The 14,543-nt window shown below is 66.7% G+C and carries 11 protein-coding genes and 2 tRNA genes; 4 read left to right on the top strand and 9 right to left on the bottom strand.

Translation table 11 applies throughout. The features are described 5' to 3' along the window. Positions 1 to 23: 23 nt before the first annotated feature. The 7 genes from IEW34_RS06810 to IEW34_RS06780 all read right to left on the bottom strand — a co-directional run bounded on the left by IEW34_RS06810 (position 24) and on the right by IEW34_RS06780 (position 7,844). Positions 24 to 99: transfer RNA gene (locus IEW34_RS06810), tRNA-Val, on the bottom strand. Between the two features lie 418 nt (positions 100 to 517). Beyond that, positions 518 to 793, bottom strand: coding sequence for an HU family DNA-binding protein (locus IEW34_RS06805; RefSeq protein ID WP_188608385.1), 276 nt, complete (start codon positions 791 to 793; stop codon positions 518 to 520). A gap of 290 nt (positions 794 to 1,083) precedes the next feature. Continuing rightward, positions 1,084 to 3,510, bottom strand: coding sequence for an endopeptidase La (gene lon, locus IEW34_RS06800; protein WP_188608384.1), 2,427 nt, complete (start codon positions 3,508 to 3,510; stop codon positions 1,084 to 1,086). 293 nt (positions 3,511 to 3,803) lie between these two features. Next, complete coding sequence (gene clpX / locus IEW34_RS06795; RefSeq protein ID WP_188608383.1) at positions 3,804 to 5,066, bottom strand: ATP-dependent Clp protease ATP-binding subunit ClpX; 1,263 nt, start codon at positions 5,064 to 5,066, stop codon at positions 3,804 to 3,806. 298 nt (positions 5,067 to 5,364) lie between these two features. Next, positions 5,365 to 5,988 carry an ATP-dependent Clp protease proteolytic subunit gene (locus IEW34_RS06790; RefSeq protein WP_188608666.1) on the bottom strand — a complete coding sequence of 208 codons (624 nt, stop codon included), beginning with the start codon at positions 5,986 to 5,988 and terminating at the stop codon, positions 5,365 to 5,367. Between the two features lie 337 nt (positions 5,989 to 6,325). Then, on the bottom strand, positions 6,326 to 7,690 hold the full coding sequence (tig, locus tag IEW34_RS06785; RefSeq protein WP_188608382.1) for a trigger factor: 1,365 nt from the start codon (positions 7,688 to 7,690) through the stop codon (positions 6,326 to 6,328). A 69-nt stretch (positions 7,691 to 7,759) separates the two neighbouring features. Further along, a tRNA-Leu gene (locus IEW34_RS06780) sits at positions 7,760 to 7,844 on the bottom strand. A 241-nt stretch (positions 7,845 to 8,085) separates the two neighbouring features. Between IEW34_RS06780 and IEW34_RS06775 the strand changes: the two genes are divergently transcribed. Continuing rightward, on the top strand, positions 8,086 to 9,585 hold the full coding sequence (locus IEW34_RS06775) for a multicopper oxidase family protein (RefSeq protein ID WP_188608381.1): 1,500 nt from the start codon (positions 8,086 to 8,088) through the stop codon (positions 9,583 to 9,585). A gap of 193 nt (positions 9,586 to 9,778) precedes the next feature. On the opposite strand, the gene IEW34_RS06770 is transcribed toward IEW34_RS06775, so the two are convergent. Beyond that, complete coding sequence (locus IEW34_RS06770) at positions 9,779 to 10,126, bottom strand: hypothetical protein (protein ID WP_188608380.1); 348 nt, start codon at positions 10,124 to 10,126, stop codon at positions 9,779 to 9,781. Between the two features lie 111 nt (positions 10,127 to 10,237). Next, on the bottom strand, positions 10,238 to 11,737 hold the full coding sequence (locus IEW34_RS06765; protein ID WP_188608379.1) for an NAD(P)H-hydrate dehydratase: 1,500 nt from the start codon (positions 11,735 to 11,737) through the stop codon (positions 10,238 to 10,240). 232 nt (positions 11,738 to 11,969) lie between these two features. On the opposite strand from IEW34_RS06765, the gene IEW34_RS06760 reads away from it, so the two are divergent. The 3 genes from IEW34_RS06760 to IEW34_RS06750 all read left to right on the top strand — a co-directional run bounded on the left by IEW34_RS06760 (position 11,970) and on the right by IEW34_RS06750 (position 14,494). Beyond that, complete coding sequence (locus tag IEW34_RS06760) at positions 11,970 to 12,308, top strand: P-II family nitrogen regulator (RefSeq protein ID WP_188608378.1); 339 nt, start codon at positions 11,970 to 11,972, stop codon at positions 12,306 to 12,308. Positions 12,309 to 12,367: 59 nt separating this feature from the next. Next, a complete protein-coding gene (glnA, locus tag IEW34_RS06755; protein WP_188608377.1) occupies positions 12,368 to 13,780 on the top strand; it encodes a type I glutamate--ammonia ligase in 1,413 nt (470 codons plus the stop codon). A 240-nt stretch (positions 13,781 to 14,020) separates the two neighbouring features. Then, positions 14,021 to 14,494, top strand: a complete 474-nt coding sequence (locus tag IEW34_RS06750) for an MgtC/SapB family protein (RefSeq protein WP_188608376.1) — start codon at positions 14,021 to 14,023, stop codon at positions 14,492 to 14,494. Positions 14,495 to 14,543 lie beyond the last annotated feature (49 nt).

Below are 14,543 nucleotides of genomic sequence, written 5' to 3'. Positions count from 1 at the left end.
AAATGCGAAGCGCTCTAGCGTGGTGGTGGGCGGTGACGGGCTCGAACCGCCGACCCTCTCGGTGTAAACGAGATGCTCTACCAACTGAGCTAACCGCCCGCTGCGCGCCCCCGAGGACCGGGGACGGTCTGGCCGAGCCTGCCCATCGTCGGCGGGCAAGCCGCGCGTCGGCGTCTTTGTTTAGCAGCCCGGCGGACCGGCGCAAGGCGCCGGCCGAGCCGCTGCAGGCATACGCCGCGTTCAGACCCCCAACCGGCGCAACGCAACCAGACGCTAGAGCATTTCCGCGTTTCTTCGAATCGCCGAAATGATCTATCTGTTTGAATTGTCGCGTTTTCTTCACGCGAACCGGCGTCCACTTCGCTCGAAAACGCTCTAGCTGGCGAACGCACGCTCTCGCCGTCGGTCGGCCTGGCGGCCCGGTGACGCGCGGCCATCCGGACCGCGACGTCCGGCCGGGCCCTCCCCGCGTCATGAGCGAGGGTGCGGAGCGGGAAGCCCGCTCCGCCAACCTCGATCAGCCGTTGACCGCGTCCTTCAAGCCCTGGCCGGCCTTGAACTTCGGCGCCTTCGACGCCGGGACGTTGATGGTCTCGCCGGTCCGCGGGTTGCGGGCCGTGCCAGCCGCGCGGTCGGCGACGGAGAAGGTGCCGAAGCCGACCAGCTTCACTTCCTCACCCTTCTTGAGGGCGCTGGTGATCGCTGCGAACGTCGCCTCGACAGCCTCGCCGGCCTGAGCACGGCTGAGATCGGCCTTGTCGGCCACGGCCGCAACAAGATCGCCTTTGTTCATTCCTCGTCCTCCAACTGCGAAGGCTGCAGGTGGGCAGCATTCGTCCGATCGTCTCATCACGACTCGACGCGCCGGTGCAGAGCTGCGGCCGGCCGATCGAGCCAGCGTCCCGGTGCACGCAGGGAATACGCGCAGCCGGGTCGACATGCCCGTTTGACCTGAAGCCGAAGGGAGCGCAACCCCCGAAGTGCTCTGAATCCCAAGAAATACAACGGTTCTCAGCCCTTAAAACGACAAAAAGGGCTCCGGCACGAAGCCGGAGCCCTCCTGGTTTCCTCAGGGCGCTGAAATCAGTGCGCCAGCAGGCCCGAGCTGTCATCGTCGCCGGCGACGGGCGCCGCCGCCACCTGGGACTCGGGGTCCCATTCAATGCGGCTCAACGGCTTGGTCAGCGCGCGCTCCAGCACCTGGTCCATGCGCGAGACCGGGACGATTTCCATGCCGTTCTTCACACTCGCCGGCAGGTCCGCCAGATCCTTGGCATTCTCCTCCGGGATCAGCACGGTCTTCATCCCGCCGCGCAGCGCCGCCAGCAGCTTCTCCTTGAGACCACCGATGGGCAGCACCCGGCCCCGGAGCGTCACCTCGCCGGTCATGGCGATGTCCCGCCGCACGGGCACACCGGTCATCACCGAGACGATGGCGGTCGCCATGGCGATGCCGGCGGACGGGCCGTCCTTCGGGGTCGCCCCCTCCGGCACGTGCACGTGAATGTCGCGCTTGTCGAACAGCGGCGGCTCGAGGCCGAAATCGAGGGCCCGGGACCGCACGTAGGAGGCGGCCGCCGAGATCGATTCCTTCATCACGTCCTTCAGGTTGCCCGTCACCGTCATCTTGCCCTTGCCGGGCATCATGACGCCTTCGATCGTCAGAAGCTCGCCGCCGACCTCGGTCCAGGCCAAGCCCGTCACGCCGCCGACCTGATCCTCCTCCTCGATCTCGCCGTAGCGGTACTTCGGCACGCCGAGGAAGTCGCCCAGGTTGTCGGCCGTGACCTCGACGCCCTTCGCCTTGGTAAGCACGATCTCCTTCACCGCCTTGCGGATCAGGTTCGAGATCTCGCGCTCCAGGTTGCGCACGCCCGCCTCCCGCGTATAGCGGCGGATCAGCGTGAGCAGGGCGTCATCATCGATCGACCATTCGCCATCCTTCAGGCCATGCTTGGTGAGCACCTCCGGAATCAGGTGGCGGCGGGCGATCTCGAGCTTCTCGTCCTCCGTGTAGCCGGCGATACGGATCACCTCCATACGGTCCAGCAGGGCCGGCGGGATGTTCAGCGTGTTCGCCGTCGTCACGAACATGACGTTCGACAGGTCGTAGTCGACCTCCAGGTAGTGGTCGTTGAAGGTGTGGTTCTGCTCGGGGTCGAGCACCTCGAGCAGCGCCGACGACGGGTCACCTCGGAAATCCATGCCCATCTTGTCGATCTCGTCGAGCAGGATGAGCGGGTTCGCCGTCTTCGCCTTGCGCATCGACTGGATGATCTTGCCGGGCATCGAGCCGATATAGGTGCGCCGGTGGCCACGGATCTCGGCCTCGTCCCGCACGCCGCCGAGCGACATGCGCACGAACTCGCGTCCCGTCGCCTTGGCGATCGACTTGCCGAGCGAGGTCTTGCCGACGCCCGGAGGGCCGACCAGGCACAGGATCGGGCCCGTCAGCTTGTTGGCCCGCTGCTGCACCGCCAGATACTCGACGATCCGATCCTTGACCTTGTCCAGGCCAAAGTGGTCGTCGTCGAGGATATGCTGGGCCGCGCCGAGGTCCTTCTTGATCTTCGAGCGCTTGCCCCACGGGATGCCGAGCAGCCAGTCCAGGTAGTTGCGCACCACCGTGGCTTCCGCCGACATCGGCGACATCTGCCGCAGCTTCTTGACCTCGCCGAGAGCCTTCTCGCGCGCCTCCTTGGACAGCTTGGTGGCGCCGATCTTCTCCTCGAGCTCCGCCAGTTCGTCGCGCCCGTCCTCGTCACCCAGTTCCTTCTGGATGGCCTTCATCTGCTCGTTCAGGTAGTACTCGCGCTGGGTCTTCTCCATCTGCCGCTTGACGCGGGTGCGGATGCGCTTCTCCACCTGCAGGACGGAGATCTCGCTCTCCATCAGGGACAGAATCTTCTCCAGCCGCTCGGACACGGCCTGTGTTTCCAGCAGGCCCTGCTTGTCTGCAATCTTGACCGCGAGGTGGGAGGCGACCGTGTCGGCGAGCTTGGACGGCTCCTCGATCTGACCGACGGCTGCGACGACCTCCGGCGAGACCTTCTTGTTGAGCTTCACGTAGCTCTCGAACTCGGTCACCACCGAACGGCCGAGCGCCTCGACCTCCACGCGATCGCCGATCTCGTCGGCCAGCACCTCGGCGGTGGCCTCGTAGAAATCGTCGGAGCGCAGGTAGCTCTTGATCTTGGCGCGGCCGGCGCCCTCAACCAGCACCTTGACGGTGCCGTCGGGCAGCTTCAGCAGCTGGAGCACACTCGCAATCGTTCCGATCTCGTAGATCGCGCTCGTTTCCGGATCGTCGTCCGCGGCGTTGATCTGAGTCGCCAGCAGGATGTGCCGGTCGGTCTTGACGACCTCCTCGAGCGCACGGATCGACTTCTCGCGCCCGACGAACAGGGGCACGATCATATGCGGAAACACGACGATGTCGCGGAGCGGCAGGATCGGATAGTCGGAAACCGTCCCCGGGGCAGCCGGTTGGCGAGGTTTCATGGTGGTCATGGACCCACGTCCTTTCATTGGCATCCAACGCCCCCCTTAAGGCGGGCCGATGGACGGATTGCCAAGCACACGTCCCGTCGTCCGACGGTTGCGGCCGGCACGCTGTCCGGCACCTCGCAATGAGCGTGCCGATGTCGTCGCGTCGACCTGAAGTGGCCCTACACGGTGGCCGTTTCAAGCACACCTGCGGCGACACGGCATCGGACTTGAAACGCGCCGGAACGGCGCATTTCGAGGGACCACCGGCCGCACGGCGCGGCCGGCTCAGCTGCGGGCCGCAGCGCCGCAGACGATCAGGCCGACGCGCTGGTCTCGGCGCGATCGGCATAGATGAAGAGCGGCCGCGCCTTGCCTTCGACCACCTCCGGGCCGATGACGATCTGCTCGACCCCATCCAGGCCGGGCAGCTCGTACATGGTCTCCAGCAAGATGCCCTCCATGATCGAGCGCAGGCCGCGCGCGCCGGTCTTGCGCTCGATCGCCTTGCGGGCGATCAGCGTCAGCGCGTCCTCGTGGAAGGTCAGCTCCACATCCTCCATCTCGAACAGCCGCTGGTACTGCTTGACCAGGGCGTTCTTGGGCTCCTGCAGGATGCGGCGCAGCGCCGACTCGTCGAGATCCTCCAACGTGGCGATCACGGGCAGGCGGCCGACGAACTCCGGAATCAAGCCGAATTTCAGCAGGTCCTCGGGCTCGACCTCGCGAAAGATCTCGCCGGTGCGCCGATCCTCCGGCGCGTGCACCGTCGCGGCAAAGCCGATGGACGTGCCTTTGCCGCGCGCGGTGATGATGCGCTCGAGGCCGGCGAAGGCGCCGCCGCAGATGAACAGTATGTTGGTGGTGTCCACCTGCAGGAATTCCTGCTGCGGATGCTTGCGGCCGCCCTGCGGCGGAACGCTCGCAACCGTGCCCTCCATGATCTTGAGGAGCGCCTGCTGCACGCCCTCGCCGGACACGTCGCGGGTAATCGACGGGTTGTCCGACTTGCGCGAGATCTTGTCGATCTCATCGATGTAGACGATGCCGCGCTGCGCCCGCTCGACATTGTAGTCGGAGGCCTGGAGCAGCTTGAGAATGATATTCTCCACGTCCTCGCCGACATAGCCGGCCTCGGTCAGCGTCGTCGCGTCCGCCATGGTGAACGGCACGTCGAGGATGCGAGCAAGTGTCTGCGCGAGCAGCGTCTTGCCCGAGCCCGTCGGCCCGACCAGCAGGATGTTGGACTTGGCCAGCTCGACGTCGTTGTGCTTGGTCGCGTGGTTCAACCGCTTGTAGTGGTTGTGCACGGCGACGGCGAGCACCTTCTTGGCGTGGTCCTGGCCGATGACGTAGTCGTCGAGCACCTTGCGGATCTCGCGCGGGGTCGGCACGCCGTCACGCGATTTGACGAGCGACGACTTGGACTCCTCGCGGATGATGTCCATGCAGAGCTCGACGCATTCGTCGCAAATGAACACCGTCGGACCGGCAATAAGCTTGCGAACCTCGTGCTGGCTCTTGCCGCAGAAAGAGCAGTACAGGGTGCTCTTGCTTTCGCCGCTGGTCGCCTTGCTCATGGTCCGTCTCCAATCCGACAGGGACCGAATCCGATGGATCCCGTCGTCATCATATGGTCATCGTAAGGACTTGGCCTAGTGGGCGCCAATCCTGAAAAGGGTTTACCCCTTCCCCATCCGCACGGATGCGAATGGGAGTCCTCATGCAAACATGCGGCCATATCATGATCAAAGCGAGCGGGACGGCTTGCCGCAGTCCCGGGCTCGGATGGCCGTATGCGTGGCGAGGCGCCTCCGGGGTCGGGAGGGACCGGCCGGCCGAGGCCGGCCGATCGAGGTGTCCGCTCAACCGTCGTCCTCAGGCCGCCGCCTCGGGACGCTTTTCGAGCACCTGGTCGATCAGGCCGAACTCCTTGGCCGCATCGGCGGTCATGAAGTTGTCTCGCTCCAGGGCCTGCTCGATGTTGTCCATGGTCTTGCCGGTGTGGCGGACGTAGATCTCGTTGAGGCGGCGCTTGAGCGCTTCGATCTCGCGCGCATGGATGAGGATGTCGGTCGCCTGGCCCTGATAGCCGCCGGAAGGCTGGTGCACCATGATGCGGGCGTTGGGCAGGGCAAAGCGCTGGCCGGACTCCCCGGCCGCCAGCAGCAGCGAGCCCATGGAGGCGGCCTGGCCCACGCACAGGGTCGACACCGGGCAACGGATGAACTGCATGGTGTCGTAGATCGACAGGCCGGAGGTCACGACGCCGCCCGGCGAGTTGATATAGAAGGAGATCTCCTTCTTTGGGTTCTCGGCCTCGAGGAACAACAACTGCGCCACCACCAGGGAGGCGGTATAGTCCTCCACCGGCCCGGTCAGGAAGATAATGCGCTCCCGCAGCAGCCGGGAGTAGATATCGAACGCCCGCTCACCGCGGTTCGAGGTCTCGATGACCATCGGCACCAGCGTGTTGGCGTAGACGTCCAGCGGGTCTCTCATCATCACGTGCTCTCCAGTCGGCCGCGGGGATTACCCCGGATCAGGTGTCCCGGATCACGATGATGTGGCTCCGGTGATACCGAAACCAAGATCGTGACCCGGCTGCGCCGGCCGCAACGAGGCCGCCGACGCTGCAAGACATGCCCGACAGGTTGAGAGACCCTTCGAAGCCGTACGACCCACTCCGGACGGAGGGGCGAGCGCACGTGCTTGGGCTCGAGGCCGTCGGCGCACGCTCTAGGCATATCGCCCATCAGATAAGCACATCTCCGGGCAGAGACAGCTTAAAAAACGAGCATAGGTGAAATTGATGCTAAAGCTCGACGGGTGATCGCCGTCAGGCCTTCGCGCCCTCCTTCTCCTCCTCGTCGGTAAACAGCTCCTCCTTCGAGACGGGCTTGTCGGTGACCTTGGCCTGGGTCAGCAGATGATCGACAACCTTCTCCTCGAAGATCGGAGCGCGGACTTCGGCGAGGGCTTCAGGGTTCTTCTGGTAGAACTCCCAGACCATCTTCTCCTGGCCGGGGAACTGGCGGGCCCGCTCCACCAGGGCGCGGGTGATCTCGTCGTCATTGACCTTGATATCGGCCTTGTCGCCGATTTCCGCAAGGACCAGGCCGAGGCGGACCCGGCGCTCGGAGATCCTGCGATATTCGGCCGTGGCCTCTTCCTCGGTGGTCCCCTCGTCGGCAAAGCTGCGCTTGGCGCGCGTCATCTCGCCGACGACGCCCTGCCAGACCCCGTCGAACTCCTGCTGGACCAGAGTGGGCGGCAGATCGAACGTGTAGAGCTTGTCGAGCTGGTCGAGCAGCTGCCGCTTCAGCTTGCGCCGTGACTGGGCGGTGAAATCAACGCCGACACGGTCGCGCACAGCGTTGCGCAGCGCCTCCAGGTTCTCCATGCCGAACGCCTTGCCGAGATCGTCGTCGATCTTGAGCTCGCCCGGAACCTCGATGGCCTTGACGGTGACGTCGAACTCAGCGGCCTTGCCGGCGAGCTGCGCGGCGTTGTAGTCGTCGGGGAACGTGGCCTTGACCACCCGCTCGTCGCCTGCCTTGGCCCCGATGAGCTGCTCCTCGAAGCCGGGGATGAACGAGCCCGACCCGATCTCCACCGGAATATCCTGGCCCGTGCCGCCCTCGAAGGGCTCGCCGTCGATCTTGCCGACGAAATCGATCGTGACCCGGTCACCCGCTTCGGCGGCCGCGCCCTCGTCCCGCGCGGTGAACGAGCGGTTCTGCTTGGCCATGCGCGTCAGCGCCTCGTCGAGCTCGGCGTCGGAAACCTCCGCCACCTCCCGCGTCACCTCCACCGACGACAGGTCCGCCAGCTCGAACGACGGCAGCACCTCGAGCGCCACGGTGTAGGCGAGGTCCGCCTTGGCCTCCATCACGGCCTCGATGTCCTCACGCGCCTCCGGCAGGCTGACCTTGGGCTCCATCGCGAGGCGGAACTGATTATCCGAGACGATCTGCTGGTTGGCCTCGTTGACGGTGTTCTGGACCACGTCCACCATGACCGAACGGCCGTAGAGGCGGCGCAGATGCGACAGCGGCACCTTGCCCGGGCGGAAGCCGTTGATCCGGACCTTGTCCTTCAGTCCGGACAGCTGGCTGGACAGCTTGTCCTCGAGTTCCGCCGCCGGCACGACCACCTTGAATTCGCGCTTCAGCCCTTCGGAAATGGTTTGGGTCGCCTGCATGATGAAACTCTAACGTCCTGCCGCTCGTGATTCGGATATGTAATGTCTCGTGTGGCACGTCTCGGCGTGTGGTGCGGGCGGAGGGACTCGAACCCCCACGAGGTTAATCACTGGAACCTAAATCCAGCGCGTCTACCAGTTCCGCCACGCCCGCCGGCGGACAGCACCCAGCCGTCCCCATGACCGAAGACGCGGCTCTATATCATGCCGCGCGTGGCCGCATCAAAAAAATAAGGCAATCGCGCCAGCCGCGACGGCATGCGACACACACCGTTCACAATCTGCAAGCCACGAGGCGAAAAGGTGGCGGACCTCTCCCCGGCGCCTGCAAAGCACGTTAAGGCAGCGCCGATCGAGCCAGGTCCACCGGACCGGTGGCGCCCGCGGAGACAGCCATGGACGAACAGCGGCAGCAGAGGGTGCAACCCGTTGGCTTCAGCCGCCGCCAGCTCGCCTTCGGGCTCGCCGCGACGGTGATCCTGGCGCCGCGGGGCAAGGTGCGGGCTGAGGAGGTGAGCGAGCCGGACTGGGAGGTGCTGCCGCACGAAGGCCGACCCGCGTCGGCGCCGCCCCCGGCGATTGCGCCCGCGACCGGCCCTGGGGCGCTCGCGGCGGCTCCCGGTACGCTGCGGCTCAAGCCACCGCCGGCGCCCGAGACCGAGGTCTGGTGCTACGGCGGCGCCGTGCCGGGGCCCACGCTCCGAGCCAAGCAGGGCGGTAGCCTGCGCCTCGCCTTCGCCAACAAGCTCGCCCAGCCGACGACGCTGCACTGGCACGGCGTCCATCTGCCCAACGCCATGGACGGGGTCGGCGGGCTGACCCAGACGGCGGTGGCGCCGGGAGCCGTCTTCGACATCGCCTTCCCGACCCCGGACGCGGGCACGTTCTGGTACCGGCCCCTGGTACCCGCCCTGGCCGCCGAACAGACCGAGCGCGGGCTCTACGGGCTCTTCATCGTCGACGAGGCTACGCCCCCGCCGTTCGATCACGATGTCGGGCTGGTGCTGGACGATTGGGCGCTCGATCCCGCAGATCAGGTCCGCACGAGCTTCGGCGATGCGGCGGAGGTCGGTCTCGGCGGCCGCCTGGGCAATTGGCTGACGGTGAACTCCAAGGAGCCGCCGCAGCGGCTCGAGGTGGCCCCCGGGGCGCGGCTGCGCCTGCGGGCGCTCAATGCGGCCAATGCCCGCCCCCTGACGCTTCGCTTCGAGGACCTGCGGGTCCATGTCATCGCCGTCGATGGCCGGCCGTCGGAGGTGTTCCAGCCGGCGCGCGGCGCGATCTCCCTGATGCCGGGCACACGGCTGGACCTGGCCGTGGAGGCGCCCGGCGAGCCCGGCCGGAGCGGCGCCGTGCTCGTGGCGCTGGGGCCTGGCGTCCCGGCGCTTGTGCTGACCACGACCGGCGCCCCCTCGCCGCTCGCCGGCGCGCCGCTGTCACCGTTGCCGCGCAGTCGGCTGCCGGAAGCCATCGCCCTGCAGGCGGCGGCGCGCGCCGAACTGATAATCGAGGGCGGTCTCGATCCGGCGGCGCTGCAATCCGGGGCCGGCCCGTCGCTGCCCGACGCCGCGCGCGCCTGGACCGTCAACAAGGTCGCGTGGCCTGACGCGCCGAAGAAGCCGGTGCTCTCGGTGAAGGCCGGCCGCCCGGTCGCCCTTGCCCTGGTCAACCGGACCCCCTTCGTGCAGGCGATGCACGTGCACGGCCACCATGTGCGGCTGCTGCACAATTTCGACGATGGCTGGGAGCCCTATTGGCTCGACACCATCCCGATTCCACCTCGGGCCACGGCGCGCATCGCCTTCGTCGCCGAGACGCCCGGACACTGGATGATCGGCTCGACGATCTTGGAACGGTTGAGCGGCGGCCTCGCGTGCTGGTTCGAGGTCACCTGAGCGGAGCCGCAAGGCTCGCGCGCGGCCGTGCCGATCCCAGCTAAGAGCCTGTTTGGGAATTGGGCGGCGGAGGGCCGTCGCGGGATTTGCGCTCTGGCAGGAGGCGATCGCAGCCGATATCGGCAAGATCGCCGTCACACCAGAGCGTGAAGAGACCCGTCGGACCGATCGCCCGACATTTCCAGACGGGCTCTTAGAAGGCGGTGCCCAAGCCGACACCGCCGTTGCGCAGCATCGGCTGGAAGGAGGACGGCCCTTTCCGCTCGGTGCCGGTGCCGGACATGTCGATCTCGCTGCGGTCGATCTTTCGCATCGATCCACCGCTCGGCGAAGGTAGCGGCTCCCGCTGAGCGTTGCGCTGCTTGGTGGCCTGGCCTCGCGCGGCCCTGCCTGGGCTCGGCTTAGCCGCACCGTCCCCGGGGGCGATGCCGGCAGGCGCATCCCAGCTCGGGGTCGAGAGCGTCGTCTGAGCGGCCGCCGGGGTAGCGACGGCGAAGACGCCGAGCGCCAGCCAGGCAGGAAACGAAGGAACGCGGGTCATCATAGCTCCACACACGCTGCCGCGCGGCCGGGACGGCGCTCGGCGGTTAAGGACATGGATCGCGATTGCGGCGACGCCATGTACATCACACAGCCCGCGAGGGCTGCACCGTCACGCTGTCGCGCCCATCAGGCGCGACAGGACCTTGGGCAGGACCTCCGCCAGATCTTCGGAGATCAGCCCCGGTCCGAACATAGTAGCCGCCTCGCCGTGCATCCAGACCGCGGCGGCGGCGGCCTCGAAGCCATTCATTCCCTGCGCCAGCAACCCCGCGGCAATGCCCGCCAGAACATCGCCCGAGCCCGCCGTTCCGAGCCAGGCCGGCGCGTTCTCGTTGATGGCGGCGCGACCGTCGGGGGCGGCGATCACCGTATCGGCCCCCTTCAACACCACCACCGCGCCCGTCACTGCGGCCGCGCGGCGTGCCTGGTCGAGCTTGGTGGGCGCCCTGACGACCTCGTCCTCAGCCTTGAACAGAGCGGCGAATTCGCCGCCGTGCGGGGTGAGGATGACCGCCGCGGGGTGGCACGACGCCACCACCTGCCGCAGCCCCGCGGCATTGCCGGCGAAGCTCGTCAGTGCGTCGGCGTCGAGCACCAGGGACCGCTGGCGGCCGCCGGCGATCGCGACGAGGTCTGCTGTCGCCTGGCCGACGCCGGCGCCGGGACCGATCAGCAGGACGTTGAAGCGCCTGTCGTCCAGGAGGCGCGCAAGGCCCGCCGCTCCCTCCATCGGGCGCAACATGATCGCCGTGAGATGCGCCGCGTTGACCATCACGGCGTCCGGCGGCGAGGCGACCGTCACCAGACCGGCGCCGGCACGGAGCGCCGCGCGCGCCGCGAGGCGGGCAGCGCCCGTGGCGGTGGGCCCGCCGGACACGACGAGCGCGTGGCCGCGCTTGTACTTGTGCCCCTCGATCGACGGCACGGGGATGTGGCCCCGCCAAAGCGGCGGGGCATTGGCGAAGGCGTCGCTGGCGCACGCAGCCACCGTGGCATCGGTGATGCCGATGTCGGCCACCTCGACGGTCCCGCAGTACACCCGGCCCGGCAGCAGCAGGTGCGCCGGCTTGCGGCGCGCAAAGGTCACGGTGTGGGTGGCCCTGACGGCCGCGCCGCAGACGGCGCCGCTGTCGCCGTTGATGCCGGACGGGATGTCGACGGCGACGACCCGCCGGCCGCTGGCGTTGATCCGCTCGACGAGGGCCAGGGCCTCGCCGTCGAGGTCGCGGCCGAGGCCCGTCCCGAACAGGGCATCGACGATGAGGCCGGCCGCCTCGACGGCCACGGATCCCGGCGCCGCGACCGGCCCGGTCCACTCCGCCGCGGCGAGGGCCGCGTCGCCGCGCAGCGCCGCGCCGTCGCCGAGCAAGGCCAAGCTGACCTGATGGCCCCGCGCCGCCAGCAAGCGGGCGGCCACAAATCCGTCGCCGCCGTTGTTGCCGGGCCCGCACAGGACCAGAACCCTCTCGCCGGCAGCACAACGCCGCGCGACCGCTGCGGTCACCGCCGCCCCGGCCCGCTCCATCAGCGTGCGGCCTGGCGTGCCGTCGGCGATTGTCATTGCGTCCGCACGTCGCATCTCCGCGTTCAGGAGGAGCTCAAGGCCCATCGTCAGCCCTTTCATGCGGCGCCGGAGCAGGCGCTTCTGGTATTCTCGGCGGTCCTAACCGCGTGCATCTGCTCAAATATCGAACGCATGGCGCCAATTTGTGCAATTGTGAGCCTGCCAACTATGCATTTCATGCGGTGGCAGATCGAGTTGCCCGTTTTCACACGTCCCGCGCCGATGCATAAAGCGTCAAGTGATTGCCCGTCAGCTTGAGCGTGGAGGAGCCCTACGCATGAAGAAAATCGAAGCGATCATCAAACCCTTCAAGCTGGATGAGGTCAAAGAGGCACTTCAGGACATCGGTCTGCAGGGCATCACGGTCATCGAAGCCAAGGGCTTCGGCCGCCAGAAAGGCCACACCGAACTCTATCGGGGCGCCGAATATGTGGTGGATTTCCTGCCCAAGGTGAAGCTTGAGATCGTTCTCGCCGACGAACTGGTGGAGCGTGCCGTTGACGCCATTCGCCGGGCAGCCCAAACAGGCCGCATCGGCGACGGAAAGATCTTCGTATCGACGGTCGAGGAAGCAATTCGCATCCGCACCGGCGAAACGGGCATGGATGCGATCTGAAGGTCGCAGATTGCGTCCGCAGGCCTTTATCCATCAGCGAGCAGCAACAGGGGATTCTGATGACGAAGAGCGCTCATGATGTGCTCAAAATGATCAAGGACGACGACATCAAGTATGTCGACTTCCGGTTCACCGACCCGCGCGGCAAGTGGCAGCACGTCACCTTCGACGTCTCGCTGGTGGACGAGGACATCTTCGCTGAAGGCACGATGTTCGATGGCTCCTCGATCGCTGGCTGGAAGGCCATCAACGAGTCGGACATGGTGCTGATGCCGGACCCGACCACGGCGGCGCTCGACCCCTTCTTCTCCGCTCCCACGCTCTCGATCGTCTGCGACATTCTCGAGCCCTCGACCGGCGAGGCCTATGGTCGTGACCCCCGCGGCTGCGCCAAGAAGGCGGAGGCCTTCCTGAAGTCGACCGGCATCGGCGATACGATCTATGTCGGCCCCGAGGCCGAGTTCTTCGTATTCGACGACGTGCGCTTCAAGGCCGATCCCTACAACACCGGCTTCAAGCTCGATGCGTCCGAATTGCCGAGCAACGGCGACACGGACTACGAGGGCGGCAACCTCGGCCATCGCATCGGCACCAAGGGCGGCTATTTCCCGGTGCCGCCGCTCGACAGCGCCCAGGACATGCGCGGCGAGATGCTGGCTGCCATGGCGTCGATGGGCGTCAAGGTGGAGAAGCACCACCACGAGGTCGCCTCCGCCCAGCACGAACTCGGCATGAAGTTCGACACGCTGACCCACATGGGCGACGGCATGCAGATCTATAAGTACTGCATCCACCAGGTTGCCCACAGCTACGGCAAGTCGGCAACGTTCATGCCCAAACCCGTGTTCGGCGACAACGGCTCGGGCATGCACGTGCACATGTCGATCTGGAAGGGTGGCAAGCCGCTGTTTGCCGGCAACAAATACGCTGACCTCAGCCAGGAGTGCCTGTGGTACATCGGCGGCATCATCAAGCACGCCAAGGCGCTGAACGCCTTCACCAACCCCTCGACGAACTCCTACAAGCGCCTGGTGCCGGGCTATGAGGCCCCGGTGCTGCTCGCCTATTCGGCCCGCAACCGCTCGGCCTCGTGCCGCATTCCGTGGACGGCCAACCCCAAGGCCAAGCGCGTCGAGGTCCGCTTCCCGGACCCCACCGCGAACCCCTACCTCGCCTATGCGGCGATGCTGATGGCCGGCCTCGATGGCATCCTCAACAAGATCGATCCGGGCCAGGCGATGGACAAGGATCTCTACGATCTGCCACCGCGGGAGCTGAAGAAGATCCCGACCGTCTGCGGCTCGCTGCGCGAGGCGCTCGACAGCCTGCGCAAGGACAACGCCTTCCTCAAGGCCGGCGGCGTGTTCACCGATGATTTCATCGAGAGCTACATCGAGCTGAAGATGGCCGAGGTCATGCGTTTCGAGATGACGCCGCATCCGGTCGAGTTCGAGATGTACTACTCGGTCTGATCGGCCGGGCTTTCGGTACGTTTGTCATGGGCCGGGACGCGCAAGCGCCCGGCCCTTTCCTTGCGCCGCAGCCGCCGAACATTGCCGTGAAATCGTATGGCCGGCACCGCTGCGAGCAGGAGCGCATGTGCCATCGTCAGTGCTCCGCGCACTGAGCCCAGCATCGAGCGATCGCTCCCCTCGCGGGGGCGCTACGTGCTAGATCGCACATCCGAGACTTACGCCGCGGGGGGAGGACGCATGGCCGAGGTCGAAGACGTCGTGCTGCGCCTGCTGGCCGCCACCCTGGTCGGTATGGCGATCGGGCTCAACCGCGATCTCAAGGGCAAGCCGACCGGCATGCGCACGTTGTCGCTGGTCTCGCTCGGAGCGGCGGTCGTCTGCGTGTCCGTCGTCCACCTGCCGGGCATCCAGGACAACAGCGATGCGCTGAGCCGCGTCGTGCAAGGCATCATCCAGGGAGTGCTCACCGGCGTCGGCTTCATCGGAGCCGGTGTGGTCCTGCGCCGACCGGATCGCCTCGCGGTCCACAACCTCACCACAGCTGCAACCGTATGGATCTGCGCGGCGCTGGGCATCGCCTGTGGCCTGGCGGCATGGAACATCGTGCTCGTGGGCTTGGCAATCACGTTCGCGCTGCTCATCTTCGGTGGCCCGTTCGAACGCGCGGTCGAGCGGTGGCTCGGCGTGGCCGGGGACGACGGGAACGGCTGAGGCCGTTCGGCAGGGTGCCACTGTTGGAGCGCCCCGCCCGCCTATCTTC

It is taken from the genome of Chelatococcus reniformis (assembly GCF_014640075.1).
GTDB classification, from domain to species: Bacteria; Pseudomonadota; Alphaproteobacteria; order Rhizobiales; family Beijerinckiaceae; genus Camelimonas; species Camelimonas reniformis.
Note: the sequence above shows the minus strand (reverse complement) of the source record. Positions and strands in the feature narration are given on the sequence as shown.

What these genes read in the sequence shown, in the direction of transcription:
- IEW34_RS06805 (WP_188608385.1), bottom strand. Translation starts at nt 793, where the DNA reads ATGAACAAAGGCGATCTTGTTGCGGCCGTGGCCGACAAGGCCGATCTC.
- lon (WP_188608384.1), bottom strand. Translation starts at nt 3,510, where the DNA reads ATGACCACCATGAAACCTCGCCAACCGGCTGCCCCGGGGACGGTTTCC.
- clpX (WP_188608383.1), bottom strand. Translation starts at nt 5,066, where the DNA reads ATGAGCAAGGCGACCAGCGGCGAAAGCAAGAGCACCCTGTACTGCTCT.
- IEW34_RS06790 (WP_188608666.1), bottom strand. Translation starts at nt 5,988, where the DNA reads ATGAGAGACCCGCTGGACGTCTACGCCAACACGCTGGTGCCGATGGTC.
- tig (WP_188608382.1), bottom strand. Translation starts at nt 7,690, where the DNA reads ATGCAGGCGACCCAAACCATTTCCGAAGGGCTGAAGCGCGAATTCAAG.
- IEW34_RS06775 (WP_188608381.1), top strand. Translation starts at nt 8,086, where the DNA reads ATGGACGAACAGCGGCAGCAGAGGGTGCAACCCGTTGGCTTCAGCCGC.
- IEW34_RS06770 (WP_188608380.1), bottom strand. Translation starts at nt 10,126, where the DNA reads ATGACCCGCGTTCCTTCGTTTCCTGCCTGGCTGGCGCTCGGCGTCTTC.
- IEW34_RS06765 (WP_188608379.1), bottom strand. Translation starts at nt 11,737, where the DNA reads ATGGGCCTTGAGCTCCTCCTGAACGCGGAGATGCGACGTGCGGACGCA.
- IEW34_RS06760 (WP_188608378.1), top strand. Translation starts at nt 11,970, where the DNA reads ATGAAGAAAATCGAAGCGATCATCAAACCCTTCAAGCTGGATGAGGTC.
- glnA (WP_188608377.1), top strand. Translation starts at nt 12,368, where the DNA reads ATGACGAAGAGCGCTCATGATGTGCTCAAAATGATCAAGGACGACGAC.
- IEW34_RS06750 (WP_188608376.1), top strand. Translation starts at nt 14,021, where the DNA reads ATGGCCGAGGTCGAAGACGTCGTGCTGCGCCTGCTGGCCGCCACCCTG.